Source organism: Geomonas anaerohicana (assembly GCF_016458305.1).
Taxonomy (GTDB): Bacteria; Desulfobacterota; Desulfuromonadia; order Geobacterales; family Geobacteraceae; genus Geomonas; species Geomonas anaerohicana.
In genome coordinates this window covers 125,366-151,293 of record NZ_JAEMHL010000009.1, presented here as the reverse complement: position 1 = coordinate 151,293, position 25,928 = coordinate 125,366, and the positions used below count along the sequence as shown (strand labels likewise).

At 64.8% G+C, this 25,928-nt stretch carries 26 protein-coding genes; all 26 read left to right on the top strand.

Features of this window, described 5'->3' with window-relative positions; genetic code table 11:
• The first annotated feature begins 98 nt into the window (after positions 1-98).
• The 26 genes from JFN91_RS16395 to JFN91_RS16270 all read left to right on the top strand — a co-directional run bounded on the left by JFN91_RS16395 (position 99) and on the right by JFN91_RS16270 (position 25,927).
• Positions 99-1,442, top strand: a complete 1,344-nt coding sequence (locus JFN91_RS16395) for a TolC family protein (protein ID WP_199390264.1) — start codon at positions 99-101, stop codon at positions 1,440-1,442.
• Positions 1,439-2,536: an efflux RND transporter periplasmic adaptor subunit gene (locus JFN91_RS16390; protein ID WP_199390263.1), complete on the top strand. Its 1,098-nt coding sequence runs from the start codon at positions 1,439-1,441 to the stop codon at positions 2,534-2,536. Before JFN91_RS16395 ends, JFN91_RS16390 begins: the two co-directional genes overlap by 4 nt.
• A gap of 12 nt (positions 2,537-2,548) precedes the next feature.
• Entirely contained in the window at positions 2,549-5,764 is a 3,216-nt protein-coding gene (locus tag JFN91_RS16385) for an efflux RND transporter permease subunit (RefSeq protein WP_199390262.1), read from the top strand.
• A gap of 93 nt (positions 5,765-5,857) precedes the next feature.
• The gene (locus tag JFN91_RS16380) at positions 5,858-6,289 is read left to right on the top strand and encodes a C-GCAxxG-C-C family protein (RefSeq protein WP_199390261.1); all 432 of its coding nucleotides are present in this window, start codon (positions 5,858-5,860) and stop codon (positions 6,287-6,289) included.
• Between the two features lie 268 nt (positions 6,290-6,557).
• Positions 6,558-6,770 carry a YgaP family membrane protein gene (locus JFN91_RS16375; protein WP_199390260.1) on the top strand — a complete coding sequence of 71 codons (213 nt, stop codon included), beginning with the start codon at positions 6,558-6,560 and terminating at the stop codon, positions 6,768-6,770.
• A complete protein-coding gene (locus JFN91_RS16370) occupies positions 6,767-7,597 on the top strand; it encodes an MBL fold metallo-hydrolase (protein WP_199390259.1) in 831 nt (276 codons plus the stop codon). The genes JFN91_RS16375 and JFN91_RS16370 overlap by 4 nt, the downstream gene beginning before the upstream one ends.
• Positions 7,598-7,622: 25 nt before the next feature.
• On the top strand, positions 7,623-8,009 hold the full coding sequence (locus JFN91_RS16365; RefSeq protein WP_199390258.1) for a rhodanese-like domain-containing protein: 387 nt from the start codon (positions 7,623-7,625) through the stop codon (positions 8,007-8,009).
• 237 nt (positions 8,010-8,246) lie between these two features.
• Positions 8,247-9,284, top strand: coding sequence for a sensor histidine kinase (locus JFN91_RS16360; RefSeq protein ID WP_199390257.1), 1,038 nt, complete (start codon positions 8,247-8,249; stop codon positions 9,282-9,284).
• Positions 9,285-9,397: 113 nt separating this feature from the next.
• Complete coding sequence (locus JFN91_RS16355; RefSeq protein ID WP_183350178.1) at positions 9,398-9,760, top strand: response regulator; 363 nt, start codon at positions 9,398-9,400, stop codon at positions 9,758-9,760.
• Complete coding sequence (locus JFN91_RS16350) at positions 9,757-10,266, top strand: chemotaxis protein CheX (protein ID WP_371877586.1); 510 nt, start codon at positions 9,757-9,759, stop codon at positions 10,264-10,266. The genes JFN91_RS16355 and JFN91_RS16350 overlap by 4 nt, the downstream gene beginning before the upstream one ends.
• 11 nt (positions 10,267-10,277) lie before the next feature.
• Positions 10,278-11,279, top strand: a complete 1,002-nt coding sequence (locus JFN91_RS16345; protein WP_199390256.1) for a response regulator — start codon at positions 10,278-10,280, stop codon at positions 11,277-11,279.
• 151 nt (positions 11,280-11,430) lie between these two features.
• The gene (locus tag JFN91_RS16340) at positions 11,431-13,542 is read left to right on the top strand and encodes a tetratricopeptide repeat protein (RefSeq protein WP_236015222.1); all 2,112 of its coding nucleotides are present in this window, start codon (positions 11,431-11,433) and stop codon (positions 13,540-13,542) included.
• Positions 13,543-13,656: 114 nt separating this feature from the next.
• The gene (gene flgB, locus JFN91_RS16335; RefSeq protein WP_199390255.1) at positions 13,657-14,079 is read left to right on the top strand and encodes a flagellar basal body rod protein FlgB; all 423 of its coding nucleotides are present in this window, start codon (positions 13,657-13,659) and stop codon (positions 14,077-14,079) included.
• On the top strand, positions 14,079-14,516 hold the full coding sequence (gene flgC / locus JFN91_RS16330) for a flagellar basal body rod protein FlgC (RefSeq protein WP_199390254.1): 438 nt from the start codon (positions 14,079-14,081) through the stop codon (positions 14,514-14,516). Before flgB ends, flgC begins: the two co-directional genes overlap by 1 nt.
• 16 nt (positions 14,517-14,532) lie before the next feature.
• Positions 14,533-14,847, top strand: coding sequence for a flagellar hook-basal body complex protein FliE (gene fliE / locus JFN91_RS16325; protein ID WP_199390253.1), 315 nt, complete (start codon positions 14,533-14,535; stop codon positions 14,845-14,847).
• Positions 14,848-14,970: 123 nt separating this feature from the next.
• A complete protein-coding gene (gene fliF, locus JFN91_RS16320) occupies positions 14,971-16,542 on the top strand; it encodes a flagellar basal-body MS-ring/collar protein FliF (RefSeq protein WP_199390252.1) in 1,572 nt (523 codons plus the stop codon).
• Between the two features lie 29 nt (positions 16,543-16,571).
• On the top strand, positions 16,572-17,564 hold the full coding sequence (fliG, locus tag JFN91_RS16315) for a flagellar motor switch protein FliG (protein WP_183350163.1): 993 nt from the start codon (positions 16,572-16,574) through the stop codon (positions 17,562-17,564).
• On the top strand, positions 17,551-18,267 hold the full coding sequence (locus tag JFN91_RS16310) for a FliH/SctL family protein (RefSeq protein ID WP_199390251.1): 717 nt from the start codon (positions 17,551-17,553) through the stop codon (positions 18,265-18,267). The genes fliG and JFN91_RS16310 overlap by 14 nt, the downstream gene beginning before the upstream one ends.
• Complete coding sequence (fliI, locus tag JFN91_RS16305) at positions 18,257-19,582, top strand: flagellar protein export ATPase FliI (RefSeq protein ID WP_199390250.1); 1,326 nt, start codon at positions 18,257-18,259, stop codon at positions 19,580-19,582. The genes JFN91_RS16310 and fliI overlap by 11 nt, the downstream gene beginning before the upstream one ends.
• 21 nt (positions 19,583-19,603) lie before the next feature.
• On the top strand, positions 19,604-20,044 hold the full coding sequence (fliJ, locus tag JFN91_RS16300) for a flagellar export protein FliJ (protein WP_199390249.1): 441 nt from the start codon (positions 19,604-19,606) through the stop codon (positions 20,042-20,044).
• Positions 20,041-20,538, top strand: a complete 498-nt coding sequence (locus JFN91_RS16295) for a MotE family protein (RefSeq protein ID WP_199390248.1) — start codon at positions 20,041-20,043, stop codon at positions 20,536-20,538. The genes fliJ and JFN91_RS16295 overlap by 4 nt, the downstream gene beginning before the upstream one ends.
• Positions 20,539-20,636: 98 nt before the next feature.
• On the top strand, positions 20,637-22,757 hold the full coding sequence (locus JFN91_RS16290; protein WP_199390247.1) for a flagellar hook-length control protein FliK: 2,121 nt from the start codon (positions 20,637-20,639) through the stop codon (positions 22,755-22,757).
• Between the two features lie 13 nt (positions 22,758-22,770).
• The gene (locus JFN91_RS16285) at positions 22,771-23,436 is read left to right on the top strand and encodes a flagellar hook assembly protein FlgD (protein ID WP_199390246.1); all 666 of its coding nucleotides are present in this window, start codon (positions 22,771-22,773) and stop codon (positions 23,434-23,436) included.
• An 11-nt stretch (positions 23,437-23,447) separates the two neighbouring features.
• Positions 23,448-23,840, top strand: coding sequence for a TIGR02530 family flagellar biosynthesis protein (locus JFN91_RS16280; protein WP_199390245.1), 393 nt, complete (start codon positions 23,448-23,450; stop codon positions 23,838-23,840).
• A gap of 100 nt (positions 23,841-23,940) precedes the next feature.
• On the top strand, positions 23,941-24,825 hold the full coding sequence (locus JFN91_RS16275; protein WP_199390244.1) for a flagellar hook-basal body protein: 885 nt from the start codon (positions 23,941-23,943) through the stop codon (positions 24,823-24,825).
• Positions 24,826-25,393: 568 nt separating this feature from the next.
• Positions 25,394-25,927, top strand: coding sequence for a flagellar basal body-associated FliL family protein (locus tag JFN91_RS16270; RefSeq protein ID WP_199390243.1), 534 nt, complete (start codon positions 25,394-25,396; stop codon positions 25,925-25,927).
• Position 25,928 lies beyond the last annotated feature (1 nt).

Genomic DNA, 25,928 nt, shown 5'->3' with positions numbered 1-25,928 from the left:
ACCGTTATTACCTTGACAATTGCGACGTCTGAATATATATAAGAATCCGAATATATCTCGATTCGATATTCTGACTGTACCGGCAAGGAGGTTTCCGGGTGAATCACAGGTTGCTACCGCTCATAGCTCTGCTGGCCGCATCGTATGCGGCCCCCGCCTTTGGCGAGGTGGTCACGCTGCCGGAGGCGGTCCAGCGCGCCCTGCAGAGCAACCACCTGCTCAAGGCCGCCGCACTGGAGCGCGGCGCGGCGGAGCAGGACGTGGCCGCCAGCCGGAGCCGTTACCTCCCCCGCGTGGCGCTGGAAAGCGGTGCGGTCCTCTCCAATACCCCGAGCACGGTCTTCATGATGAAGCTGGACGAGGGGCGCATCAACCCCGGCAAGGACTTCGCTGCCGACACGCTGAACAATCCTTCCCCGCGCGGCGACTTCAAGAGCGCCGTAACGCTGGAGCAGCCGCTGCTCGATTTCGGCATCGCCACCGGTGTGGCTTTGGCCGGCAAGGGATCCGAGGCGGCAACCCTGGTCGAAGAGGCGAAGCGTGAGGAGATCGCCTTCCGCGTCTACCTGGCCTACCTGGGGGTGCGCAAGGCGCTGGCCTACCGTGACGTGGCCGACCAGGCGCTTCTGAACGCGCGGGAGCACGACCGGTTGGCGGCGGTGCGCGAGAAGGACGGCATCGGCCTGAAATCGGACCGGCTGCGCACGGCGACCTCGGTGGCCCAGGCGGAGCAGCGCGTGATCTCGGCCAAAAACGACCTGCTGCTTGCACGCCTAAGGCTGAACCTCGTAGTGGGGGGCGCCCAGGGAGAGCCGCTGGACGTGGCGGAACCCCCGAAACTCGCGGAGCCCGTGCAGGAGCTGGAGCAACTGATCGCCCTGGCGCGTCAGAACCGTGCCGACCTGAAGCTGGCCGAGAATTCTGAGCAGCGCGGTGAGCTGGCGGTCAGGCAGGCCAGAAATGCCTATCTCCCCACCCTGTACGCGCGGGGGAGCTACCAGATCAATGACCGCGACCTGCCGCTCGGGACTGACAAGGATTCCTGGACCGTCGGCGTCAACCTGCGCTGGGACCTCTTCGATGGCGGTAAGCGCTCTCACGACAAGAAGAAGGCGGAACTCGCGCGCCAGGGCGCGGCGGAACTGCTGGAAAACGAGCGCAGGGAAGTGGCGCTGCAGGTGACCGAGAGCGTGCTGCACCGCCAGGAGGCGCGCCTGAGACTGGAGAGCGCGCAGTCCGCGGTGCGGGATGCCGAGGAGAGCCGGCGCCTGGTGACACTGCGTTTCGGCAACGGCCTCTCCTCCCTGGTGGAGGTGATGGACGCGGAAAGCGCACTCACCCAGGCCCGCGCCAACCTGGTGGAGGTCGAGAACGGCTTCCATGCCGCGACGGGAGAGATCTATTTCCGCACCGGCGTATTTGTGAAGGAGGTACTGCAATGAGAACCTACCGGGCGGCTTTGGTTGCCCTCGTCATAGCAAGCGGCTTCGGGTGCGGTAAGAAGGAAGGGCACAGCGCGGCCCCGGCCCCGCCGCCGGTGGTGACCGGCGTCACCGTGCAGACCCTCGCGGCAGAGGATCTCCCTGACCTCCAGGAGGCGGTCGGCACGGTGCGGGCGCGCAACAGCGCCCAGATCGCGGCCCGCATTCCCGGCAGCGTGAGCCGGGTCTTTGTCCGCGAAGGTGACCGGGTCGGGCAGGGGAAAGTGCTGGTTTCCATCGAGGCGGTGGAAAGCGGTGCCGCAGCGGCCGGCGCGGCGTCCGGTGTCGAGGAGGCGGCGCGCGCCCTTTCCGAGGCGCAGGCGCAGAAGAAGCTCGCGGACGTCACATTCGACCGTTATTCCCGACTCTTCGCCGAGCAGGCGGTGACCCGCCAGGAATACGACACCAGGAAGACCGAGCAGGAAGTGGCGGCTGAGGGTGTGGCTCGGGCGCAGGCGCGCCTGGCCCAGGCGCGGCATGGCGCGCAGGCCGCCGGTGCCGTCGCCGGCTACGGCAGGGTGGTATCCCCCCTCTCGGGTGTGGTGGTGGCCAAGCAGGTCGAGGCGGGGCAGACCGTTTTCCCCGGTACGCCGCTCATGACCGTCGAAGGTGACCAAGGGTTCCGGCTGGAAGTGGCGGCTCCGGAGACGCTCCTGGGCAAGGTGAAGGCAGGCGACCAGATCAGCATCGCGGTCGAGGGGGCGCCGGCGACCGGCCGCGTCTCCGAGGTGGTCCCGGTGGTGGATCCCGCCACCCGCACCTTCACCGTAAAGGTCGATCTCCCCTCCAAGGGGCTTCGTTCCGGCAGCTACGGCAAGGCCTTTTTCAAGACCGGTTCTCGCAAGGGGGTATCGGTTCCGGCGAATGCGGTGGTGCAGCGTTCCTCGCTCACCTCGGTGTGGGTGGTGTCCCCCGAGGGGCTCGCCCGCCTGCGCCTGGTGAAACCGGGGCGCGCCCAGGACGGACGCGTGGAGATCCTCTCCGGCCTCGCCCCCGGCGAAAAGGTGGTCACGGCAGGTATCGACAAGATGGTAGACGGCGCCAAGGTGCAGTAGGCGGAGAACTTCATGAACAACCTCGGCTTCGCGGGGAGGATTGCCCGCGCTTTCATAGATTCCAAGCTGACGCCGCTCATCGTGGCGGCTTCGCTCCTGATCGGGCTCTACTCGGTCATCGCGACGCCGCGCGAGGAGGAGCCGCAGATCGTGGTCCCCATGGTGGACATCTACCTCCCCATGCCCGGCTCCTCCCCGAAGGAGGTCGAGGAGCGGGTGGTGACCACCTTCGAGAAGAAGATCTGGGAGATCAACGGCGTCGAGTACATCTACTCCGCCAGCCGTCAGGGGATGGGCATCATCACGGTCCGCTTCCTGGTGGGCGAGAGCATGGAAGACTCCCTGGTCAAGCTCTACAACAAGGTGATGAGCAACCGCAACCTCCTCCCGCCGGGCGCCGGGGAGCCGCTGGTGGTGTCGAAATCGATCGACGACGTCCCGATCCTCTCGCTCACCCTCTGGTCGGACCGCTACGACCACAACGCCCTGCGCCGCGTGGCACGTGAGCTGTGCGACGACCTGCAGAAGGTGGACAACGTGGCCCACTCGGAGATCAAAGGGGGGCTGTCGCGCGAACTGAAGGTGCAGCTCGACCCGGCCCGGCTCGCCTCCTACGGGCTCACGCCGCTGGCGGTGATGGGGGCGCTGGAGAAGGGGAACGTGTCGCAGCGGGCCGGCACCTTCGCCTTGGGCAACCGCGAGTACAGCCTGGAAGCCGGCGGCTTCATCTCCGACCCGGCCGATGCCAGCCGCCTGGTGGTGAGCGTCAAGGACGGCCGTCCGGTCTACCTCTCCGACGTCGCCACGGTGACGGACGGGGTGCAGGAGCCGAAGGATTTCGTTTTCTTCGGCCTCGGGCCGGCCGCAGCACACAAAGATTTGAAGGGTGGCGCCGCGGACTACCCGGCGGTCACCATCGCCATCGCCAAGCGGAAGGGGGCCAACGCCACCTGGGTGGCCGAGGACCTCCTGAAGCGGGTCGAGTTCCAGAAGGGGAAGCTGATTCCCTCGGAGATGCAGGTCACGGTCACCAGGAACTACGGCGAGACCGCCAAGGATAAGAACAACGAGCTCTTGTTCCACATGTTCCTGGCGGCCATCTCGGTCACCATCCTGATCGCCGTCTTCATGGGGTGGCGCGCGGGCGCGGTGGCAGCGATCGCGATCCCCGTGACGCTTGCGCTCACCATGTTCATCTTCAACCGGATCGGCTACACGCTGAACAGGATCACGCTGTTCGCGCTCATCTTCTCCATCGGCATCCTGGTGGACGACGCCATCGTGGTGGTGGAGAACATCCACCGCTACTTCACGACGACCACCTTCAAGCCGCTGGAGGCGGCGGTCCGGGCGGTGGACGAGATCGGCAACCCGACCATGCTGGCCACCCTCGCGGTAATCGCCTCCATCCTTCCGATGGGCTTCGTGGGGGGGCTCATGGGCCCCTACATGCGCCCAATCCCGGTCGGCGCCTCGATGGCAATGGTCTTCTCGCTCCTGATCGCGCTCATCGTCACCCCCTACTTCGCCTACCGCTTCATGAAGGGGGAGTCGCACTACGGCACCGAGGCGGCCCCGGAAGAGACCTGGATGACCCGCTTCTACCGGCGCATGATGGGGCGGCTGCTGCACGATACCAAGGTGCGCCACGGCTTCCTCGCCATGGTGGTGGTGCTCCTGCTCCTCTCCTGTTCGCTGATCTACTTCAAAGCCGTGACGGTCAAGATGCTCCCGTTCGACAACAAGAGCGAGCTGCAGCTGATCGTGGATGCGCCGGAAGGGACGACGCTCGAGGAGAACGCGCGCATGGTGGCCGAACTCGGTGACGCGCTCCGGAAGGTGCCCGAGGTGACAGACTTTCAGAGCTACGTCGGCACCAGTTCTCCCTTCAACTTCAACGGGCTGGTGCGCCACTACTACCTGCGCCAGGGGCCGAGCGTGGCCGAGGTCCAGGTCAACCTGGAGAGCAAGGACGAGCGCAGCAGCCAGTCGCACGACATAGCCAAAAGGATCCGGCCGACCTTGAAGGGGATCACCGACCGTTACGGCGCCCGGCTCAAGGTAGCCGAGATTCCGCCGGGACCGCCGGTCCTCTCCACCCTGGTCGCGGAAGTCTACGGCCCGGACCAGCAAAGCCGCGTGGACATCGCCCGCAAGATCCGGGACATCTTCCGGAATACGCAGGGCGTGGTCGACGTCGACTGGTACCAGGAGGACGATCAGCCCACGCTGCGCTTCCAGGTGGACCGGGAGAAGGCGGCCCTTTCCGGCGTGGACGCCGCCCAGGTGGTGCAGACCCTGAAGCTGGCGGTGGGGGGGACGGACGTCGGGCTGCTGCACGTACCGCAGGAGAAGGAACCGATCCGGATCAACCTGCGCCTGCCGGTCGGCTCCCGCAGCGACGTCTCCTCGCTCTCTTCGATCTACGTGGCCGGCAGCAAGGGGAACGTGCCGCTCTCCGAACTGGTGCGCGTGGTGCGCGGCGTGGAGGAGAAGTCGCTGTACCGCAAGAACATGAAGAGCGTGGTCTACGTCATCGGCGACGTCGCGGGTAAAATCGAGGCGCCGGTCTACGCCATCCTCAAGATGCACAAGGATATCGACAACATCCCGCTACCGGGCGGTTACCGCATCGAGCAGCGCGCGGCGACCCAGCCCTGGAGCGAGGAGCGTCCCGGCATCAAGTGGGACGGCGAATGGCACATCACCTACGAGGTCTTCCGCGACCTGGGCGCCGCCTTCGCCGCCGTCATGGTGCTCATTTATGTGCTGGTGGTGGCCTGGTTCCGGGACTTCACCACGCCGCTGGTGATCATGGCGCCCATCCCGCTCACCCTGATCGGCATCCTGCCCGGGCACGCCATCATGGGGGCTTTCTTCACGGCCACCAGTATGATAGGCTTCATCGCCCTGGCGGGCATCATCGTCCGGAACTCCATCATCCTGATCGACTTCGCCGAGCTGCGGCGCCGCGAGGGGATGGCGCTGGACGAGGCGATCATCGACGCCGGTGCGGTCCGTTTCCGTCCCATGCTGCTCACCGCGGCGGCGGTCGTGGTGGGGAGTTTCGTGATCCTGTTCGACCCGATCTTCCAGGGGCTCGCGCTGGCCATGATGTGCGGCGAGATCGCCTCCACCACGCTTTCCAGGATCACCATTCCGATCCTGTATTTCATGGTGCAGTCCTGGAAGGAGAAGCACAAAAAACAGGTTGAGCTCCAGGTTTAGGTTGAAAAAAAGCTAGCATGCATGCGACGGTTAAGGCCGGTGGAGGTTTTCTTAACCTCAACCTCAGTCTTAATCTGTCTCTAGGAGGTTTTAGTGTTCTGGTTGCGAAAGAATGTTGCTGAAAAAGTGAACGGCGAGTCGGTGGCCGAGAAGGTGGCCAACGAGGCGGAAGGGTTCTACCGCTCCGGCAAGATGCACTGCGCCGAGGCGGTGCTGGCCGCGGTGAAGAACGAGTTCCTGCCCGAGGCCGGCGACGAGCTGGTGCACTTGGCTTCCGGTTTCGGCGGCGGTTCCGGCGCCGGCTGCATCTGCGGCGCGGTTGCCGGCGGCACCATGGCCATCGGCCTGGTGGTCAAGGACCGCAAGGCGGCCGCAGCGCTCACCAAGGAACTGCACCACTGGTTCAAGGATCAGTACCGCGTCACCTGCTGCAAGGCCCTCACCGCCGACGGCAAGAAGCGTTGCGTCGAATTCACCGCCAACACGGCGGGCAAGGTGGCCGAACTGCTGCAGCAGAAAGGGTGATGCAGAAAAGCGACTAGCGTTTATCTGCCCGCTAGCTGCCGCCCCAAGGGCGGGTAATTTTTCCTGGTTCCCAAGCTCCAGCTTGGGAACCCCATATGGCGCAAAGCTCCAGCTTTGCATCCGAGGGAAGTTGGAACTTCGGAGAGGCTTTGCGTTCCCAAGGCGGACCTTGGGAACGAGATCAAATCCCCCTAAATCCCCCTTTGACAAGGGGGACTTTTACCGGCGGAAGATGGTCACTAATCCGCTTTAGCAAACGGAGGTTCCTATGTACATCGACAGACTGTTGAGACTGATTGCCGGCACCTTCACTCTTATTTCCCTGGCGCTGGCCCACTACCACGACCCGCGCTGGCTCTGGTTCACCGCCTTCATCGGCCTCAACCTGCTTCAGTCCGGATTCACCAACTGGTGCCCGATGATGACCATCCTGGACAAGCTGGGCGTGCCCAAGCTGCCGCCGGCAGAGTGCCGCAAATGATCTGCCGCATCAAGGTCCTCTGCGACAACACTGCCGGGGCCATCTCCGGCACCCTGGGGGAGCACGGCTTTGCCGCACTGGTGCAGGCGGGCAACCAGTCGCTTTTGTTCGACACCGGCGGGGGGCACACCCTGTTGCACAACGCCCAGCGCATGAACGTGGACCTGAAGAGCGTGGACCAGGTGGTGCTCTCCCACGGGCACTACGACCATGCCGGGGGGCTGTGGCCGCTATTGCAGGCGGCAGGTCCGAAGAAGATACTGGCGCACCCCGACATTTTCACGCGGCGCTACGTGCTGCGCGAGGGGAGCACGCGCTCGGTCGGCGTTCCGTACTCCGAGGAGTTCCTCACCGGGCTCGGGGCGAGCTTTTCCTACAGCGACGCCTTTCGCGAGGTGCTCCCCGGCGTCTTCCTGACCGGCGAGGTGCCGCGCAGCACCGGCTTCGAGGAGGGGGACGCGGGCCTTTTCTGCGACGAAGAGGGCTGCCAACGGGACCGAGTGACCGATGACCAGTCCCTGGTCATCGTGACCGAGAAGGGACTGTTGCTGCTGCTGGGCTGCTGCCATGCCGGCGTGGTCAACACCCTGGAGTTCGCGCGGCAGCAGACCGGGGTGGAGCAGGTGTACGGTGTGGTGGGGGGATGCCATCTCGCCTTCTCGCCGCAGACCCAGATTGACGCGACCATCAAGGCCCTGAAGCGCTACGGGCTGAAGAAGATCTGTCCCGGGCACTGCACCGGGTTCCATGCCGCCGCGCGGCTTGCCACCGCCTTTCCGGGCGGGTTCAAGGCCATGCAGGTGGGGTATGTACTCGAAGTCGATTAGTTACTTCGCAAGGAGAGTTTAAGACATGAGAATTATCGCCATGCTGTTTTCTGTTTTGCTGTTGACCGCTTCCCTTTCCCTGGCCGTCGAGCCCGCCAACGTCACCTCCAAGCAGGCCCAGGCGTTGCTGGCCAAGACCCCCAAGATGGTGCTGCTCGACGTGCGCACCCCGGACGAGTATCGCCAGGCGCACCTGAAGGGGGCGCAGCTGATCCCGCTGGGGGAGTTGAACCGGCGGGTGCAGGAAGTCCCCCGTGACCGCCCCGTGCTGGTGTACTGCGCGGTAGGCGCCCGTTCCACCACCGCGGCCAGCTTCCTGGCCTCGAAAGGGTATCGGCAGGTGTACAACATGACCGACGGCATCGTCGGCTGGTACAACAACCACCTGCCGCTGCAGTTGGGTGGTCGCTAGTCGCCCTTCCCCCTCCCCAACCCTCCCCCTCCGGGGGAGGGGGCATACCCCCCGCAGAGCTCCCTCGCGCCAAGCACCCCCTGGGAAATCTCCCGTTTTCCCATTACTCCCAAAAATTCCCATCCCTCCCATAATTCCCATTCCGCCTCTCTTTGGTAAACTTTTGCAGTTCTTTTGGCTCAAGCTATGCAGACAGTTTCCGATAAGCAAAAACAGGGCTTTGAAGCTGGAGGTGGCATGCAGGAGGAACGCGAAAATCTGGCGGCGCGCCTGCTGGAGGAGGTCGACTGCGGAGCGGTCTATCTCGACGCCGGCGGTACGGTGCTCTTCGTCAACCGCAGGGCCGAGGATATCCTGCACGTCGAGCGTGCCAAGGTGCTGGGCAAGCGGGTGGACATGCTCCCGCTCAGGACCCCGATCTACCGGGTGCTCAGCGAGAACCCCCGGGACGAGCCGGTTGAAGTCAGCATCGACGGCGCCGTGATCCAGGTCCGCTCCACCCCCCTGGGCGGGGCCGCACCGGAAGGGGAACTGTACCAACTGCGCGACATCACGAACGACAAGCGTGAAAAACGCCAGCGGGAAGAATTCGTCGCCATGATGACCCACGACCTCAAGTCGCCGCTCACCGTCATCATGGGGTACATGCAGGCGCTCATGGGTGAGATGCCATCGAAGATGGACCCCTCGCTGCACCTGTTCGTGAAGGAGATGGACAAGAGCGCGGTCAAGATGCTCTCCATGATCGACGACGTGCTGGACGCCTACCGGCTGGAGGCGGGGCTGTTGCAGATCGACCGCCAGCCCTGCGACGCCCGTGCCCTCCTGGAGGGGTGCTGCCGCGACGGCGAACAGGAGGCCGCGGTGCACGGCTCCTACTTCCTGAGCGAACTCTGCGACGGCCTTCCGCCACTGGAGCTGGACGCCAAGCAGATCACCCGGGTCTTCGCCAACCTCATCGGCAACGCGGTGAAATTTACCCCCAGGCGCGGCACCATCAGCGTTACCAGCAGCATCGAGGACAGCTGCCTCCTGGTCCGGGTCAGCGATACCGGCATCGGCATCCCGGAAACCGAGCTGCCGCGCATCTTCAATAAGTACTTCCGCGCTTCGGGCGCCCAGGGCTTCAAGGGAACCGGGCTCGGCCTCACCATCAGCAAGGCGATCGTGGAGGCGCACGGCGGCAGTATCCGCGTCGAGAGCAGCGCCGGCAAGGGGAGCTGCTTCTCGGTCCTCCTGCCGCTGCACGAGGACCGGTGCAGCTTCAAGTCCTGATTAAGTTAAAGTTCCCGCGCTTAAGCGCCGATTAGGCAGTCACGGGCTGAAGCCCGCAGAAAAAAATAAGCCGCCCTGTGCGCGCACAGTTAACAGCCAAGGAGGATAACAGCATGGGCAACGTATTGATAGTGGACGATTCCTCGACCATGAGAAAGATCATTTCCCGCAGCCTGCGCCAGGCGGGGCTCGCCATCGACGACATTTACGAGGCCGGCGACGGCATCGAGGCACTCTCCACCATGGAGGGGAAAACCATCGACCTGATCCTGTCGGACATCAACATGCCCAACATGGACGGCCTGGAGTTCATCAAGTGCGTCCGCGGCAAGGGGGTCAACACCCCGATCGTCATGATCACTACCGAGGGGGGCGAGGACATACTCAAAGAGGCGATCAGCAACGGCGCCAGTGACAGCATCAAGAAGCCGTTCACGCCTGACCAGTTGAACGAGAAGCTCGGAGGACTTTTATGATGTCCCTGAACCAGGATATCGCAGCCGCGACACACCTTGAGGAGGCGGACCTGGCATCCTATGTCATCAACGCCACCAAGGAGGTGTTCGAAACCATGGTGATGATGGCCCTGGAGGACAGCTATCCCCTCAAGGAGCCGGTCACCTCGTTCCACTGCTCGGTCACCGGCATGGTCGGCCTGGCGGGGACTTACACCGGCATCCTCTCTATCCACTGCCCGCAGCACCTGGCCTTGCGGATCACCTCCAACATGCTGGGGATGGACGTGGAAGAGGTAGGGGAGGACGTCAACGACGCCCTGGGCGAGATCGCCAACATGCTCGGTGGCTACGTGAAGCAGATCCTCTCCAAGGGGGGGCTGGACATCAACCTCTCCATCCCGACCGTCATCTCCGGCGAGGACTACACGGTCAACTCCATGGCCGACAGCGACTGCGTCATCATCCCCTTCACCAACGAGGGTGACCGCTTCCTGGTCGGCTTGAAACTCAGGAAGGAAGTCTAGGCGGTACGGTAATGGCTGCATTCGAAAAACTACAATCCATGTTGGACGCCGCCATGAAGCAGGCCGGGGAGGAGAGCAGCATGCTCCTGGGCCAGGCCATGTCCGTGGCCGCCTCCGACGTCCTCAAGACGAACCGCAAGAGCTACCTTGGGGACGAGGACAATCCCATCTATGTGGTGGGGGTGGAGTCGCGCGAGGCGTATCCCGGCTTCTTCTACCTCCTCTTCTCGCTAGGCGACACCATCGTCATGAGTTCGATCCTGCTCGGCATCCCGGGGCCGAGGATCCAGGAGAAGCGCCGGCTTTCCATCCAGGAGCCGGACGACGTGGACGCCTTCGGCGAGATCGCCAACCAGATCATCGGCTCCTTCAACTCGGTGTTCCAGCCCAACCTGCCGGACAAGGTGCATCTGAAGCTCCTCCCGCCGCAGAAGTACGTTCCCGGCACCGATCCGCTCAGCGACGAGGTCCCCTTCCCGGACGGCGAGTACCTGATGTACCGTGCCCCCCTGCAGATCGAGGGGCACGAGATGAACATGGTGGACATCCTGATCCCCCACCCGCTGGCCAACCTCTTCGACCCGCAGCCCGAGGAGGCTGCGGTCGAGGCAGTCGCCGAGGTCGAGGCGGTGGCCGAGGAGAGCGCTCCGCTCCCGTCGATCCTGGTGCTGGGGGACGACCAGGGGCGCGAAGAACTGGTGCAGGGGCTCGCCGACAGCGGCCTGAACCTGATCGACGCGCCGCTCGGGGCCGACCTCCCCGGGCTCTTCGCCCAGGGCGACGTGCGCGCCGCCTTCATTTACCTCAAGCAGACCTCGGACCGCGACCTGGCCATCTGCAAGCGCGTGGTGCCCATGGTGGACAAAAGCGGCGGCGCCGTGCTCCTCTCCGCCCCCGAGTGGACCCGCACCGCGGTGCTCAAAGCACTCAAGGCGGGGGTGAAGGGCGTGATCATGCCCCCCTACGCCCCGCACGAACTCGCCGACAAGCTGGAGAAGATCCTGCACCACTGACAGGCGAGTCAAAAAAACATCCCCGGGCTCCGTTTTTTTGACTGGCCGGCCCCCTCCGGCGCGCAAGCGGCGCCCCGTAAAATTCCCCTCTAGATAAAATGCCGTACTCCCGATAGGTTAGCGCGCCTGCCTTCGTGCGTGCCCCTACGGCATGCCTTTTGCCTTGTACTCCCCCATGACCTTTACGCTGCGCATACCCGGCCCGGGGTTTTTCCTGGGGCTCGTCACCATACTGCTCGCCTGCGCCCTGCCGCACAGCGCCCTGGCGCAGCAGGACAACCGGCTGTTGCGCATCGCGGTGTATCCCCACCAAGGCTTCACCAGGGTCAACCTCTCTTTCCAGTCCCCCCCCGACTACACGCTCCGGGCCCTCCCCGGGCGGGTCAGGCTCGAGGTGCGCGGCGCGGATTCCCCCAGCTTTAAGAAACTGCGCTCCCTGAACGACAAGCAGCTGGCCGGCGTCACCACGTCGGAACTGCGCGGCGTGCTCAGCGTCTCCATCCCGCTGCGCGTGGCGGACGCCGGGGTCCAGGTGGTCGACTGCGCCAACCCGAGCGTGTTGTCCCTGGACATAGGGCCGGGGGTGAAGCGGGCGGCGCGCGTGGACATCGCGCCGGGACGCGCGCCGATCCTTTCCGGCACCGAGCGCTTCGTGCGCGACTTCGATGCCGATCCCGGCGGGGTCCCCTTTGCCCCCACCGACGGCAAGGTGCTCAAGGGGCTCCTCCCCGAGGGGGAAGCGCTCCTGTTCCAGCAGGGGGAAAGCCTCCTGTACCGCGACCGGGCCGAGGAGGCCATCAACGTCTTCTCCATGTTCACCAACAAGGCCACCGCCCCCAAGGCGCTGGCCTGCTACCGGCTCGGGGAGGCGCTGGAACGGCTGGGGCGGCACCAGGATGCCCTTTCCTATTTCCGGCAGGGGGAGGGCCTCTGGCCCCAGTACCTGGAGCAGGCCCCGGAGCTTTTGCAGCCCTACTCCGACGCGCTGGCCCGCACCGGCAACTTCCCCGCCGCCCGCGCCATGCTGCTGCGCCTCATGAACCGGTACGTGGGAACCCCGTACCAGGCCGAGCTTTTGAACCGCCTGGCGGACCTCATCGAACGTAACGGTCACAAAGAGGCGGCCCTGGCCATGTACCGCAGCGTGGTGGTCTACTCGGCCGGGAGTCCCGCGGCGGGGAGGGCGCGCCTGAAGCTCGCCGACCGCGAGCTGTTCACCCTCTCCCGCGACCGTTACCGGGAACTCTTGGCCAAGTACCAGGCGGTCTACCAGGAACCGGGCGACCCGGCCTCGCGCGACGAGGCCCTGTTCAAGATGACGCTGCTCCTCTCCCTGTACGCCTCCCCCAAGGAGGCGCTGGAGACCGTGGTTACCTACGACCGGCGCTACCCGCGCGGCATCTTCAGCACCATCATCAAGAAGATGCGCGAGGAGATCCTCTTCCCCGTGTACCAGGAGACCGCCGCCGCAGGCAATGACCAGGGGCTGGTCCAGCTCGCCCTGGACAACCGGGAATATCTGGCCCGCTGCTTCGGTGACCCGGGTTTCGCCGAGAGGGTGTCGCAGGCCTTTGAGAAGAGCGGCGCCACCGCAAAAGAATTGGAGCTGTTCGGCTACCTGCAGCAGAAGAACTGGGCCGGCGGCAGCGCACCCTTCCTGGTGGCGCGCATGGTGGACGACGCCGTCGCCCTGGGCAACGTGCCGCTGGCCGAGGCGACCGCCCGCGACTTCCTGTCCCGCTTCCCCCGCGACCCGCACCTGGGGCGGGTGCGCGAGCAGTTGGGGCGCCTTGCCTTCGAGCGGGGCGACCTTCCCGGTGCGGCGGCGCAGCTTGCCTTCCTGGGGGGCAAGGGTGCCAAGGCGCAGCTGCCGGAGAGCGAATACTACCTGGGCAAGGCACTCGCGGCGGCCAAGGACCACGGCGGCGCGGTGCGCAGCCTGTCCCGCTTCACGACGGCAGCGAAACGGGACGACCCGTTCCTCCCGGACGGCTACTTCACCCTGGCCACGGCGCTTGCCGCCGGCAAGGATTACCAGCGGGCCCTGGCGGCCTGCCAAGTGGGGGGGAGCATCGCCTCCGGCGAGGTGAGCGGCCAGTTCCTCTACAAGACCGGTGAGCTGCAGCTGCAACTGGGCGAGGTGCGCCAGGCCCGGGCGAGCTGGGACAAGGCGGCCGGGCTCGGGGGGGCCTGGGGCCGGCTTGCCTCCGAGGCGCTCAACGACCTCAACTGGCGCATGAAGATCGCCGGTCAGCTCCCCTGACACTGTCAAAAAGATGACCCGGCCGTCGCCCGTCGGCGTAACCTGCCGATAACACGGGCCAGCCGTGGGTGGTACGCCTTTTGCTGTTGCAGCTTGGCGACCAAGGAGGAAGAGATGCCAGTACAAGGATTATTCGGGACCACCGTTGAACTTCTGGGCAAGACCCTGGACCTGAGGGTGAAGCGCCAGACCATGATCTCGGCCAACCTCGCCAACGTGGAGACGCCGGGCTATACCAGCACCGACCTCTCCTTCGAGGGGCAGTTGAAGAGCGCCCTGAAGCAGGGCCCGAGCGCCGGTTCGGTGACCCATCCGCGTCACATCCCGCTCAAGGGGGCCTCGGCAGGCTCCCTGGAGAAGGTGCAGGGTGACGTGGTCGAGGTGAGCTCCCGTAACATGGCCCCCGACGGCAACGGCGTCGAGGTGGAGACCGAGATGGGGCGTCTGGCCGAGAACCAGATCATGTACAACGCCAGCGTGCAGATCCTCACCAAGAAGTTCGAGGAACTGAAGCAGGCCATAAGGGGTACCTTATAATGGACTTTTTCACTTCCATGGATATCAGCGCCTCGGCCCTCAGCGCCGAGCGCACCAGGATGAACCTGATCTCCTCCAACCTGGCCAACGTCAACTCCACCAGGACCGCGGAGGGGGGACCGTACCGGCGCAAGGACGCGGTGTTCACCGCCACTCCGGTCAAGGAGGGGAACTCCTTCGGCGCCGCGCTCTCCCGCGCCAACGAGGCCAGGAGCGTCCAGGTGACCCGGATCAACGAGGACCAGCGTCCCCCGCGGCTGCAGTACGAGCCGGGGCACCCGGATGCGGATGCCAACGGCTACGTGGCCTATCCCAACGTCAGCGTGGTCGAGGAGATGGCCGACATGATAACGGCCAGCCGCAGCTACGAAGCGAACATAACGGCAACCAATGCAGCCAAGAGCATGGCTTTGAAGACGCTCGACCTGCTGCGCTAGGTAACGGAGGTTATACATGGAAATATCGGCACTTACCAAGGTAGGCGGACTCTCCCAGGCTTTTCCCGCCCAAGAGACGCAGGGTGTCCAGGGGACGCAGGGCAACCCCACCGTCGGCTTCGGGAAGTTCCTGGAGGACATGGTCTCCAAGGTGAACGAGCAGCAGGGCGCCGCGGACCGCTCCATCCAGGGGCTCGCCACCGGCGAGAGCAAGGGGCTGCACGAGGTGATGCTCGCGGTGGAAAAGGCGAGTATTTCCTTCCAGATGCTGACCCAGGTGCGCAACAAGGCGGTCGAGGCGTACCAGGAGATCATGAGGATGCCGGTTTAAAAGTCAGACTGAGATTAAAGTAAAGATTGAGAAGAGGCCTCAACATCAGCGCCGGGCGGCTAAAGGCCGGCCAAGGTTTTTCTCAGTCTCAATCTTAGTCTTAATCTTTGTTTTGGAGACACCATGCCGGAAGGGCTTAAAAAACTGCTGGAACCTTTTCTCGCCATGTCGACCGGGAAGCGGATGGTCGTCGCGGGGGTCGCGCTCGCGTCGCTGCTCGCCTTCGCCGCACTGATCACCGTGGCGAACAAGACCGACTACCGTCCGCTGTTCGCCAACCTGAACAGCGACGACGCCGGCGAGATTGTCAAAAAATTGAAAGAGCAGAAGGTCCCCTACCAGATCGCCAACGACGGCAAGGCGATCCTGGTCCCCTCGGACAAGGTGTACGACCTGAGACTTTCCATGGCCAGTGACGGGCTCCCCCAGGGGGGCGGCATCGGCTACGAGATCTTCGACCGCAAGAACTTCGGCATGACGGAGTTCGTGCAGAAGCTGAACTACCAGCGCGCCCTGCAGGGCGAGTTGTCCCGCACCATCTCCCAGATCGCCGGGGTCGAGTCGGCCCGGGTGCACCTGGCCATTCCCGAGAAGACCCTGTTCAAGGAGTCCGAGAAGCCGGCGACGGCCTCGGTCGTACTGAAGATGAAGTCGAACCGGATGCTGAGGGAGGGCGAGGTGCAGGGGATTGTGCACCTGGTCGCCTCGTCCATAGAGGGGATGGACCCGGAGCAGATCACCGTTCTCGACAGCCGGGGCAAGATGCTCTCCGGCAACACCCCCTCCGACCCGGCCAGCAAGCTGACGGGCTCGCGCCAGGAGACCCAGCGCAACTTCGAGAAGACCCAGGAGGACAAGCTGCAGTCGCTTTTGGACCGCGTGGTCGGCTCCGGCAAGTGCGTGGCCCGCGTCACCGCGAACTTCGACTTCAAGCAGGTGGAGAAGTACGAGGAGCGCTACGACCCGGAATCCGCCGCGGTCAGAAGCGAACAGAGAAGCGAGGAGAAGGGGGGTACCACGACCACCGCCTCCGGCGTCCCCGGCGCGCAGACCAACCTCGGCCGCGCCCCCGGGGCGGCCCCCGGGCAGAGCGGCGGCGGCTCCAAGACCGACGAGACCTTGAACTACGAGGTGAGCCGTTCCACCGCGCGCATCATAGAGCCGGTGGGGGCCCTCTCCAAGGTGTCGGTGGCGGTGCTGGTGGACGGCAAGTACGACCTCCCGGTGGGGGCGAAACCGGGTGCCACGCCCAAGTACCAGCCCCGCACCCCGGACGAGATGCAGAAGATCGAGGCGCTGGTGAAGAGTGCCGTCGGCTTCAACGCCGAGCGCGGCGACCAGGTCACCGTCGCCAACATCCCGTTCCAGGAGACCGGCGACGGCGGCAGCGAGGCACCCAAGTGGTACGACGCCCCCATCGTGCAGACCCTGATCAAGAACGGCCTGATCGGCCTGGGCTTCCTGGCCCTGATCCTCTTCGTGCTCCGGCCGCTGTTGAAGATGCTGAAGAGCGAGAGGCCCGCCTCGACGTTCCTGCCGGTGCAGGACGACGCCGAGACCGCCCACATGCTCGAGATGCAGAAGATCGCCCAGGAGAAGATGCGAGTGACCCAGATCGAGCTGGTGGAGAAGGTGAAGCAGGACCCCTACCAGGCCGCCCAGATCCTGCAGAACTGGCTGTCGCGCAAGGAGTAGATGAGAACCATGACCTTTAGAGGTGCAGCATGACCGGAGCCGAGAAGGCCGCCGTACTCCTTTTATACCTGGGTCCCGAGGCGACCGCCAAGGTTTTCGGGCATATGGACGACGGCGACATCAAGCGGATCAGCCAGAGCATGTCCAAGCTCGGCCACGTACCGCGCGAGGAGATCGCCTCGGTGGTGGAGGAGTTCACCGACATCACCAACCCGGAGACCGGCTTCTTCTCCCAGGGGGAGGAGTTCGTCAAGAAGATCCTGGAGAAGGCCCTGGGGCCGCTGCGGGCGGAGACCCTGTTGCAGGAGATCCGCACCTCCGGCATCGGCGACATGGCCGACATCCTCTCCACCATGGACGCGCGTACCATCGCCAACTTCTTCTCCCAGGAACACCCGCAGACCATCGCCGTGGTGCTGGCAAAACTCAAGCCCAAGCAGACCAGCGAGATCATTGCACTTTTGCCGCAGGAACTGCAGGCCGAGGTGGTGATCAGGATCGCCGAGGTGGACCAGGTCTCGCCGGAGATCCTCTCCGAGATCGACGAGGTGATCCGGGTGGAGCTGACCGCCCTGGGCGGCGTGCAGCGCTTCAAGGTCGGCGGCGTGGAGAAGGTGGTGGACATGTTCGCGCACCTGGACAGAAGCCGCGAGAAGAAGATCCTGGACAAGCTCGACACCATGAACCCGCCGCTGGCCGAGGTGATCAGGAAGCACCTGTTCACCTTCGAGGACATCTTCAAGCTGGACGACCGCGCCATCCAGTCCATCATGCGCGAGGTCTCCAACGACACCCTGACCCTGGCCATGAAGACCTCGGTGGACGAGGTCAAGGACAAGATCTTCCGCAACATCTCCAGCCGCGCGGCCGAGATGATCAAGGAGGACCTGGAGGTCATGGGTCCGGTGCGCCTCTCCGACGTGGAGAAGGCCCAGAGCGAAATCATCAAGATCGTCCGCAAGATGGAGGAGGAAGGGAAGGTGGTCATCGCGGGACGCGGGGCGGAAGATGTCCTCGTCTAAGATCATCAGGAAAGGGGTCGAGTCCGAGGCCTACACCCTGGAGCCGCTGGGGGGCGTGCTGGTCCCGCCGGCCGGGCAGGAGGTGTTCCGCCCCATCCAGTTGGGCGGCGAGGAAGCCCCCCCCGTCGAGGAAGAAGAGGAAACCGAGGTCCCTCCCCCCGCCGTGATCGCCGAGGACGAGGCGCTGAGAAGGATCCAGCAGGCGCATGTCGAGGGGATCAAGAAGGGGAGGCAGCAGGCCGAGGAGGACCTGGCCAAGGTGAGCGAAGCGCTGGCCCAGGCGCTCCTCTCCACCGGCGCCCTGCGCGCCCAGCTCATGCACGACGCGGAGGAGGATCTCCTCAAGCTCTCGGTGCTGATCGCGCGCAAGGTGATGATGCGCGAGCTCTCCCTGGACCCGGGGCTGGTCGCGGGGCTGGTGCACGGCGCGGTGGAGCTGGCCGCGGACGAAGGGGAGATCGTGGTGCGGTTGAACCCCGAGGAATACCAGGTGGTTGCCTACTCGCCGCAGTTCCAGGCGCTCACCCGGGACAGGAAGAAGATCGCGCTGCGCGAGGACCCGACCCTTGGGCCGGCGAGCTGCGTGGTGGAGACGGTGCGGGGCAACATCGACGCCGGCCTGGACGCCCAGCTCGAGGAGATCATGCGCCGGCTCTCCGAGGAGAGGAACGCGCGGCGGGAGGAAGAAGAAAGTGGGGATTGATCTGGCGCGCTACCTGCCGGTGGTCGAGGCGGCCAAGCCGGTACGCTTTCACGGCAAGGTGACCCAGGTGGTCGGCCTGGTCATCGAGGGGTACTGCCCCGAGACCGCTGTGGGGAGCGTGTGCGAGGTGCACTCCGAGGGGCATCCCTCCATTCCCGCCGAGGTGGTCGGGTTCCGCGACAACAAGACCCTGCTGATGCCGCTGGGCGAGCTGCGCGGCGTGGGACTGGGGAGCGTGATCTCGGTCCGGCGCGAGAAGGCGGCCCTGGGGGTCGGCCCGGCGCTCTTGGGGCGGGTCATCGACGGCCTGGGCGAGCCCATCGACGACAAGGGGCCCATCGAGACCGTGGACGAGTACCCGATCTACGCGTTGCCGGTCAACCCGATGAAGAGGCGCCCGATAAGAAAGCCCCTGAACCTCGGCATCCGTCCCATCAACGGTCTTCTGACCTGCGGCGAGGGGCAGAGGGTCGGCATCATGGCCGGCTCCGGCGTGGGCAAGTCGACCCTCCTGGGCATGATTGCCCGCTACACCGAGGCCGACGTCAACGTGATCGCCCTGATCGGCGAGCGTGGCCGGGAGCTCAGGGAATTCATCGAGAAGGACCTGCAGGCGGAAGGTCTCAGGAAATCGGTCGTGGTGGTCGCCACCTCGGATCAGCCCCCGCTGGTCAGGATGCGCGGCGCCTACATAGCGACCACCATCGCCGAGTACTTCCAGGCCCAGGGGAAGAAGGTGCTGCTGATGATGGACTCCGCCACCCGTTTCGCCATGGCGATGCGCGAGGTGGGGCTGGCCATCGGCGAACCCCCGACCACCAAGGGGTACACGCCGAGCGTTTTCGCCGCGCTACCGAGACTCCTGGAGCGGACCGGCAACTTCCAGGGGGGGAGCATCACCGGACTGTACACGGTCCTGGTCGAGGGGGACGACTTCAACGAGCCGATCTCCGACGCCATGCGCAGCATCCTGGACGGGCACATCATCCTGACCCGCGAGCTGGCGGCGAGGAACATCTACCCCCCCATCGATCTGTTGAACAGCGCGAGCCGCGTCATGAGCGACGTCACCAGCCGCGAGCACCGGGCGCTGGCCGGGCAGTTCAAGGAGACCCTGGCCACCTACCGGCAGGCCGAGGACATGATCAACATCGGCGCCTACAAGGCGGGGAGCAACCCGAAGATCGATCTCGCCATAGCCCGGATGGACCAGATGATCGCCTACCTGAAGCAGGACGTGGCGGACCAGGTCACCTTCGAGGAATCGATCGAGGCACTGGCGCGCATCTTCGGAGCAGGAAGCCTGAGCGATTAGCAGCAGTAGGAGGAGCAGGCCATGGCAGGACAGGAATTCAGGCTCGAACAGGTGCTCAAGTTCCGCAAAGAAGTGGAGAAGATGCACCAGCTGGAACTCGCGGCGGCCAAGCAGCAGCACGAGAGCGCCAGGGAGCGCCTGAAGAACGAAAAGGTCATGATGGAGCAGCTGGAGCAGGAATGCGCCCAGCGGCAGCTGACGGGAATCGAGGCCAAGGATCTGCAGCTCTACGGCGACTTCTCGCGCAGGAAGGCCCACGAGATCCAGCAGTTGCGGGAGAGCCTGGTGGTGCTGGAGAAGGCGGTCCAGGAAAAGCGCGAGGCGCTTCTGGCCGCCGCCAAGGAGAAGAAGGCGCTCGAGGTCTTCAAGGAGAAGAAGATGCGCGACCTGCGCATGGAGCAGTTGAACCGGGAACGGGCCTTCCTGGACGAGATAGCCGTCCAGGGGAGGGGGCATAAGTGAAAAAGCTGATTGGCGCGCTGGTGCTGCTGCTCGCGGCCCTGCCGCTGTTATGGAACGAACGCCAGGTGTTTTCCGCCCAGGCGGCAGAGGTGAAGAACCCGCCCCGCTCGCTCTCCAGCGAGAGCGCGGCCCTGGAGGCCAAGCGGCAGCAACTGGCGCAGAAGGAGGCGGCGCTCTCCGCCAAGGAGGCCGCCCTGAACCAGCTCTCCGCCAAGCTGGACGCCCGGGTGGCGGAGCTGAACGCGGCCAAGAAGGGTATCGAGGAGTCGCTCACCGCCAAGAAGAAGCAGGACGACGACCGCTACAAGAAGATGATCAAGATTTACAAGGGGCTGAAACCGGAGGAGGCGGGCAACCTGCTCAACAAACTGGACGAGAAGATGGTGATCCAGATGTTGAACCAGATGGACCAGAAGACCGCGGTCAAGCTGATCCCCTTCATCAACCAGCCCCGGGTCCTGGAGTGGACCAGGCTGAACCTGGCCGGGAAGTGACCGGCTGACCTCACTGTGAACCGCCGCCTGCCGCGGCGGATTCCGACCGGCTGCGTATCGGCGCAGCCGTATTTCAGGCAAAAGGAGGTGACACGTACATGATGGTTCAAAACGCAGCATTCATTCCAGACGCCATCCCGGCCCCAGCGGCGCAAAGCGGGATGGCAAACGCAGCGGCAGCCCCCGGTGCGGGGGTGTTCCAGCAACTGCTGCAGGGGAGGCAGACCCCGGGCAAACCCGCCGAGACGCCGGCACGGCCGACGCCTGAGCGTCCGGCAAAATCCTCTGCCCATGCCCAAAAGGCCGACGACAAGGCCCGTCCGGCACAGGCGCAGGAAAGCCACGCGCAGGTCGGGGAGAAAGCGGCCCCTGCTGCACAGGCTTCGACGACGGCCAAGGCCGCGGTCGACGCCAAGCAACAGGCCCGCAAGGCCGATCCGGACCAGGACGCGGCGCAACCGGCGCAGGCATCGGCAGCTGAGGGCACCGGAAACGTGGCGCAAAACGCGGGGACGGATCCGGCACAGCCGGCAACCTCGACAACCGCTGCCGGGCAGGGAGCAACGGCGGCAACCGGGACGGTCCCGGAAGCGCAACCCGACCCGAACCCGGGACTGGTCGTGGCCATGGCCGTGATCGAGCCCAAGGTGGCGGCAAGGAGCGAGGATGCCAACGCGGCAGCAGGCACCACCGCGCTGGAAAGGCTCGCCACCCTGCAGCAGCGCATGCAGCCGGACGCGGTACCGGTGACCACACCGGAGACGACGCCGGTAACGGCAGGCGCAGGCAAGGCACAACCGGAGCTGCCGCAGCAGGCAGCGCAAACGCAGCAACCGCAGCAACCGCAGCAAACGCAGCAACCGCAGCAACCGCAGCAACAGACCGCCACCGGCAGCACCGGTAGCCAACCCGGCCAGAAGGTCGATGCGGCTCAGCTCTCCCCGGCACCGGGGAAAGCCCAGGTGGTCCCTTCGACGGGCGCGACAGAAGGAGCGCAGGTTGAGACGCCCCAGGCGCAGGTTGCGCCCGCAGCGGGCGAGCGGCAGCAAGCTCCGGTCCTGCCGGAGGCAGCCAAAACAGCGGTAACGCCCGATCAGACCGTGGCAGCCACCCATCTGGCCGCCAAGGAAACCGGCGCCGGGCGCTTCGTGGCCATGCCGGTCAGGAAGCAGGCCGAGCCCGCGACGGTAACGGATTCGGGCGCAACTGTGGCAGCGCCGGCGCAGGAGAGCGCACCGGTACAGCAGGAACAGGCAGTAGCGCAGGATGCAGCAGCGCAGCAGGACGTGACCCCGCAGGTGCAGGCTCCGGTAATGGAGCCCGCCGCCATGGCCGCCGACAGCAAAGGCGCCACGGTCCGTGAGACCAAGCCCGAGGCGGCAGCACCCCAGGTGAAGGTGCAACCGGAACAGCAGGGAGAAACGGCAGCGGTATCCCAAGGGCAGGCCGGCCAGGCCGAGCAGGCGGCACAACCGCAGCGTAAGGACGCACACCAGGCCGAAACCGTCACCGGCAAGCAGGTACGGGAAGCGGTGCAGGCCCAGCAGGTAAACGTGGCCAAACCTTCGGGTGAGGACGTTTCCGGCACCAAGAGTGCAACGACGGCCACTGTCAACACCGTGTCCGAGCTGGGGGCGGGGCGCGATGCCTCGGGCACCCAGGGCGAGCAGGGACAGTCACACCAGAAAGGGCAGGAAAACCAGAACGGCCAGATGCTGGGCGTGGGCTTGACGGCGCAGGGGACCCCGGCGGAAGCAGTACCGGGCGAAACCAAGCTCTCCGGCGCCAAGGGGCAGCTGCACGAAAGCATCCTTTCCCAGGTACGGGAAGGGGTGGTGACCCACGACGGCAAGGGTAACGGCCAGATGAGCATCAGGCTCAACCCCGGCGAACTGGGCGAGCTGAAGATCCAGCTGCGCATGGACAACAACCGGCTCAACGTGGAGGTCCAGGCGGACAACCGCATGGTCAAGGACCTCTTGATGAGCAACCTCGACTCGCTGCGCGAGGCCCTCTCCGGGAAGAATCTCACCATGGATGGGTTCAACGTCTCTACCGGCGGTGGCGGGTTCAACGGCCCCCTCAACGAGGAGCGGGGCAACCAGCGGCAGCAACAACCCCAAAGGTTCGTCAGGGGCGCAGGTTACGACGGACAGGATGCACCCCGGGTCAATTATCTGACAGCCGAGGTCAACAACCTGCTCGACGTACGATTCTAACAAGGAGGTAAGGATGATAACCGACGCAACATCCGCAGCAACCACGGCCTCGGCCGCGGCCGCGATGAAGCAGGCGACGGGCATGAACAAGGACGACTTCCTGAAACTGTTCGTGACCCAGCTGCAGAACCAGGACCCCCTGAATCCCCAGGACGGCACCCAGTTCATCTCGCAGTTAGCCCAGCTCACCCAGGTCGAGCAGGCCTACAACACCAACACCAACCTGCAGAACCTGCTGAACCAGGGGGGCAACGCCGGCACCATGGCGGCGGTCTCGCTGATCGGCAAGCAGGTGGAAGCCACCGGTTCCCAGGTGGAACTGAGCTCCGGGAGCAGCAGCGCCATCAGCTACAACCTGGGCAAGAGCGCACAGACGGTGACCGTTTCGGTGCTGGATGCCAACGGCAAGGTGGTTAAGACCATCAACGGCGGCGCCCAGGGTTCGGGCAGCAACACGGTCGCCTGGGACGGAACCGACAACTCCGGGGCGCAACTCACCCCCGGCACTTACAGCTTCAGCGTCTCCGCCAAGGACGCCTCCGGCACCGCCGTCACCGCCACGGGTATCGTGCGGGGCAAGGTAAACGGTGTCGACATGTCCGGCAGCACCCCGGTGCTCTCGATGGGCGGGCTGAAGATCAACCTGACCGACGTCACCTCCGTGAGCGAGGCAGCCTAAGGGAGCCAGAGATGATCGACAACAGCATCTTGTTCCCCCAACCGATCCAGGCGCCGGTCAAGCCGAACCAGAACGGCACCAAGCCGGCCGCCAAGAGCACCGGGAGCAGCACCCCGTTCGCCCAGGTCCTGGACCAGAAACTGCCGGGGCAGCCGGTCAAGCTCTCCCAGCACGCCCAGGAACGGCTCAAGTCCCGCGGCATCACCCTCTCCGACGCCGACATGAAGCAGCTGGAAGGGGCGGTGGACAGCGTGGCGCAAAAGGGTGGCCGGGAATCGCTGATCCTCATGGGCGACGCGGCCCTGGTGGTGAGTGTCAAAAACCGGACAGTGGTGACCGCCATGGATCGTCAGGGTATGAAGGGGAACGTTTTCACCAACATCGATTCGGCAGTATTTTTCTAAGCGCAGACGACAACTGAAACGGGCTGGCCCTCCAGAAGGAAAGCCCGCGGGACACCGACCGACTGAGGAGTCCCACAACCAAGCCTAAGGAGGCAAAAAAATGAGTGTTACTTCCGCATTGTTTACCGGCGTTACCGGTCTGATTCAAAACGGCGAAGCGATGAACGTCATCGGCAACAACATCTCCAACGTCAACACCGTCGGCTTCAAGGGGGCGCGGACCCTCTTCTCGGACCTGCTCTCCCAGAACATCGGCGGCGGCTCCCAGATCGGCAAGGGCGTGCAGATGCAGGCGGTGCAGAACGTTTTCAGCCAAGGCTCGACCCAGAGTTCGGAGAACGTGACCGACCTCGCCATCCAGGGGACCAGCTTCTTCGCTCTCGCACCGCCGACCGCCACCGTGCCGGTCGCCACCCAGAACTCCGCCTACCTTTCCCGCGCCGGTGCCTTCCAGGTGGACAACAACCTGACCCTGGTCAACCCGGACGGCTACCAGGTGCTCGACACCCAAGGCAATCCGATCAAGTTCCTGAACTCCGGCGCCGCCCCGACCACCGACTTCGGCAAGATCATCAGCATCGACAACTCCGGCCTGATCACCTATCTCGCCACCGACGGCATCACCCAGAACTACTACAACGTCTCCGGAGCGGTGGGCGTCGCCGCCACCCCCGCCAACGCGGCCACCGTGCAGCGTTTGGCCGTGGTCACCGCCTCCGACCCGACCGCACTGAGCAAGCAGGGGGGGTCGCTGTACCAGGCCACCGCCGACGCCGGCGTTTCCGGGGCCGCCTTCTCCCTGGCAGCCAACAAGCCCAACGGCGTCAGCGAAAAGATCCTTTCCAACAGCCTCGAGCAGAGTAACGTCGACATGGCGAGCGAGTTCGTCAAGATGATCATCACCCAGCGCGCCTACTCCGCCAACTCCAAGACCATCACCACCACGGACCAGATGACGCAGGAAGTCCTGCAGCTGATCCGCTAACGGCAGCAGGGGGCGCGGCGCACGCCGCGCCCCTCATCCTCGCCGTGTCAAAGGCGCCCCCGGCGTCGGAGGTCTGACACCGCATCCCGCGGCCGGATCTCTGACGCGCACCGGCAAAAACAGCCGGTTCCGGGCGTCACGGCACCGGTGCGCCCGGTTCACCCGTTTTTTCCCGGTGATCCGCGCATACCGGGCACTCAGGGCACCCCCTCCCTTGACGGGAGGGGGGACCAATAGCAGTGGTCCCCCTAATTCTGTAGAGAGCCTTCTTTTCGCCCCGGGCCCCCGTGCGCCCTCTGCCCGGGCTCCCTGTCGGGGTTCCGTCGTCCCCGCATGACGGTCAAAAAGTTGACCCCGCCCTGTTTTTACCCCTCTTCCCCCACCGTCGGCAATATCTTCGTCTGCCGCGCAAGGTTCCGTAACATAACGATTTACCCGACCATTTCCGCACCCCGGCAACGGCTCCTCAAGGCTTATCTGGCGCGGCGCTACCGATCTGGCATCTGGGTTGCAAGGTGTTCAGATTGAATACACCAGCTTGAGCTGTTTCAAAAAAGGAGAACCCAGCATGGCCGAACCGGCGAAGCCGCAAGAGACCCCGGAAAAGAACAACAAGAAGCTCTTCATCATCATCGGCGCCGTGGTAGCGGTCCTTGCCATCGGAGGGGCGGCAGCCTTCTTCATGGGGGGGAGCAAGAAAGAAAAGGCGCCCGAGGGTGCCAAGGTCGAAGCCAAGGCCGAGGGAGGGGGCGGCGAGCACGGCGCGCCCGCCAAGGGAGGCGAGGGGGCAGCTGCCGGCAGCGGCACCATCTATCCCCTGGAGCCGTTCATCGTCAACATCTACGACGGCCAGGAACTCCGCTACCTGAAGATCAAGGTCGAGTTCGAGATGGCCAACCCGCAGGCGAAGGGGGAGCTCGACGCGAAGCTCGCCCCGCTGCGTGACGCCATCCTGATCCTTCTGACCACCAAGACCATGCAGGAGATCCAGGACCTGCAGGGGAAAAACCAGCTGCGCGAGCAGATCCTGGCGGCTGTCTCCAAGGTGGTCCCGCCCAGCAAGGTAACCAAGGTCTACTTCACTGACTTCGTGGTGCAATAAA